General features: G+C 72.3%; 2 protein-coding genes and 1 other RNA gene. 2 read left to right on the top strand and 1 reads right to left on the bottom strand.

What is annotated here, in order from left to right; translation table 11 throughout:
- On the bottom strand, window positions 1-2,325 hold a 2,325-nt coding region (locus tag RT309_RS14450; protein ID WP_313358157.1), incomplete at its 3' end, for a DEAD/DEAH box helicase family protein.
- 63 nt (window positions 2,326-2,388) lie between these two features.
- On the opposite strand from RT309_RS14450, the gene ffs reads away from it, so the two are divergent.
- Together ffs and RT309_RS14440 are read left to right on the top strand one after the other, a co-directional pair.
- An RNA gene (gene ffs / locus RT309_RS14445) (signal recognition particle sRNA small type) lies at window positions 2,389-2,485 on the top strand.
- Window positions 2,486-2,601: 116 nt separating this feature from the next.
- Window positions 2,602-3,184: rhomboid family intramembrane serine protease (locus tag RT309_RS14440; protein WP_313358155.1), on the top strand; the 583-nt coding region annotated here is incomplete at its 3' end.

Here is a 3,184-nt window from a genome sequence, read left to right as displayed (position 1 = left end):
GCCCGAGGCCAGGGCCAGTGCCGCGCCGGTCGCCAGCGTCGACAGCGCGAAGGTGCGGAAGGCGCCGGCGGTCAGCGCCGGGATCACCTGGATGATCCCGCTGCGCCGGGAGCCGCGCACGGCCACCGCCTCTCGCTCCCGGGCCGGCAGCGCCTCGCCGATGCGCCAGTCCGCCCGGGTCTGCGCTCGGGAGCGTTCGGTCGCGAGCACCGCGGTGTTCAGCGCGCCGATATCCGTCCGGAGGTCCTTGGCGACGATCCGGTCGAGCATCTCGCGTTCGGGTGCCGCGAGGGCGGTGCCGAGGCCGGAGACGATCTCGGAGTGGTCGTCGGCGCTGAGCCCCCACAGGTGGCCGTGGCGCCGGGTGAGCCGATCGATCTCGCCGCGGTCGTCGAGCAGGACCTGGGGCGGGACGAGACAGACGACCGACCAGTTGTGCGCCACCTTGTCGGGCCAGGCGGGATCCAGACGCAGGGTGCGCCCCCGCAGCTGCTGGGTGGCGGTGCTGGTGGCGACGGTGGTCAGATCGACCAGGGTGTTCACGGCCGGGCAGTCCCACCCCTCACCGAGAAGCCCCCGCGTGCCGATGAGCAGACGCACGCGGCCCTCGGCGACGAGACGCGAGACCGCCGCGACCAGGCCCGACCCGCTCACGCCCGTCGCCTGCAGCCGTCGCGTCGCACCCGGTGTCTCGCCGACGTCGACCGCGGTGCCGAGGAGGCGACTGAGTGCGTCGGCGACATCCTGCGCGGCGCCCGCGGTGGTGCGCAGGTGCTCTCCCGTGAGCAGCACGGGCGACAGCGCAGCAGTGATCGGGTCGGCGGCGAGCAGCTCGAAGACGCGCAGCGCACCGGGTGCCGCATCGCCGGTGAGCCCGCGGGAGTTGCCCGACTCCACGACGTCCGTGACCACGACCGCTCGCACCCGATCGCCGTCCGCGGTGCCCAGCTCGTGGCGGAGGATCTCGACGGCGGCGTGGTCTTTCGCGACGGAGGTCGCCAGCGTCGACTCGACCGGGCTGCGCCCGCGCCGCAGCCCGCGGTCGGTGAGATGCAGCCCGAAATCCGCCAGCGCCCTCTTCAGGAAGCGCCACTGCGGGTGCGCGTCGGGATCGGCCAGCAGGCGGTCGAGGGCGAACCTGGCGAGCACCTGCAGCAGGTCGTCGGTGTTCGCTCGCCCGAACAGGTCGGGGTCGAGCAGCGCGACGAGCGGATGCTCAGGCGCGGTCACCCGCAGCACGGACCCGCAGGTGACGGCCAGGGGGAAGTCCGTGCTCAGCGCACGATCGATGTCGCGGCGGGCCCGCTCCTCGGGCGACGGTGCGGAGTCGCCTGCCGCGTCGGGCTCATCGAGCGTCGGCTGAAGCTGGTCGATGAGGAAGCCGACCCCGTCGGGCGAGGAGAGCACCTGAGCGACCAGCTCGTGCAGCTGCGCCTCGCTCCGGCGGATGAAGTCGGCCTCTTGGGGCACGGGTTCGGTGAACCAGACCCGCGCGCGGTAGGGAGCGAGGTGGCCCTCCTTCACGACCGCAGGAGTCGGCACCTCGTAGTCGACCTCGCCGAGCAATTGGCTGTAGTTGTCGAACCCGGTGCCGTCGTCGGGTGAGGGCAGCGTGGCGGTCAGTCCGATCAGCAGGCCGGTGCCCCCGTTCGCGCGGATGCGTGCCCGCAGGTACGCGACGACCAGCGCCCAGTGATCGAGCAGATGATGGCATTCGTCGAGCACCACCGTGTCGACGCCCGCCTCGATCACCCGGTCGATGAGGGCGAGCGCGTTCGGATGCAGCACACGCGCGATCTCGTCCGGCCTGGCCCGGCTGAAGCGGCGCCGCAGCGCCGAGGCGCGACTGCGGATGCCACGGGCGTGCTGCGCCGGGTTGTCGACCGACAGCGTCGCGAGCCAGGTCGCCGCATCGGACGCGGTGCGCCCGGATGCGGTGAGCTCGTCCAGCCACTGCCGTGCGGCCAGCTCGTCGAAGGGCGAGCTGTCGCCGGCGACGCTCAGCCGCTGGTAGGTCAGCACCGTCAGGTCGCTCAGCTCGGCGGGATCGTCTGAGACGGCACCGCCATCGTGCGCGAGATCGCGCGCGGTGCGCACCCACTGATCGCGGATCGTCACGCTGGGAGCGAGCACGAGCGCCCTGCGCCCCGCGCGGACGGCGAGCAGCAGACCGAGCAGAGTCTTGCCCGAGCCGGGAGGGGCGACGATGTGCATCGCCGAACTCGCCGGCCCGGCGGGGATGCTCCGTAGGGCCTCGGCCTGATACGTCCGCAGCTCGCCGTCGAACCGCCAGTGCGCGAGCGGCCGTGAAAGAAGGGAGTCCATCGATTTGAGCCTGGCATACGGGCGTGCTGTTCGAGCGACCCTCCGCGTTCGGGTAGACTCGTCAACGGCTCTCCGCGTGACGGCATCCAGGCCAATTCCCCCAGGACGGAAACGTAGCAAGGGCAACCGGGCTCTGTCGGGTGCGCGGAGGGTCTTTTTCTTCTCCCGAGCGGGTGCCTCACGACGTGCGCCTCGGTCCCGTCTTCCCCCGAGCGGACACCCTGCGTCGCGCCGGACCCTCGGCTCTCTCACCGGATGCCCTGCGAGGATCGACCTGTGACCGCCCCCGCCGCACCCGCCCCGCGCTCCTCGTCAGCCGGCCGCTTCCTCGCGCCGGTGGCGCTGCTCGCCCTGATGTGGGCGATCCAGCTGCTCGACGCCGTGCTGCCGGGGTCGTTCACCGGCTGGGGACTGCGCTCGTGGGACCCCAGCAGCCTTCCCGGCCTCGTGCTCGGCCCGCTGCTGCACGCCGGCTGGGCGCATCTGATCAGCAACTCGCTGCCCCTGCTCGTGCTCGGCTGTCTGGTGGCGGTGGAGGGTGCGAAGCGCTTCTGGGCGGTGACCGGCATCATCACCGTGGTGGGCGGCGCCGGAACCTGGCTGCTGAACGCCCCCGGGACCCTCACCGTCGGCGCGTCCGTGCTCGTGTTCGGGTACTTCGGGTACACCGTGCTGCGGGTGCTCGCACCAGGACGTGTCGTGCACCGCATCGCCTACGCGGCGATCGCGCTGATCGTCGTCGTGCTGTACGGCACGACCGTGCTCACCGGCATCTTCGGCGCCGGCACCGGGGTGTCGTGGCAGGCGCATCTGTTCGGGGCGATCGGCGGGGGCATCGCCGCGCTGGCCGCTCGACGGC

The organism is Microbacterium sp., assembly GCF_032084865.1.
GTDB lineage: Bacteria > Actinomycetota > Actinomycetes > Actinomycetales > Microbacteriaceae > Microbacterium.
Note: the sequence above shows the minus strand (reverse complement) of the source record. Positions and strands in the feature narration are given on the sequence as shown.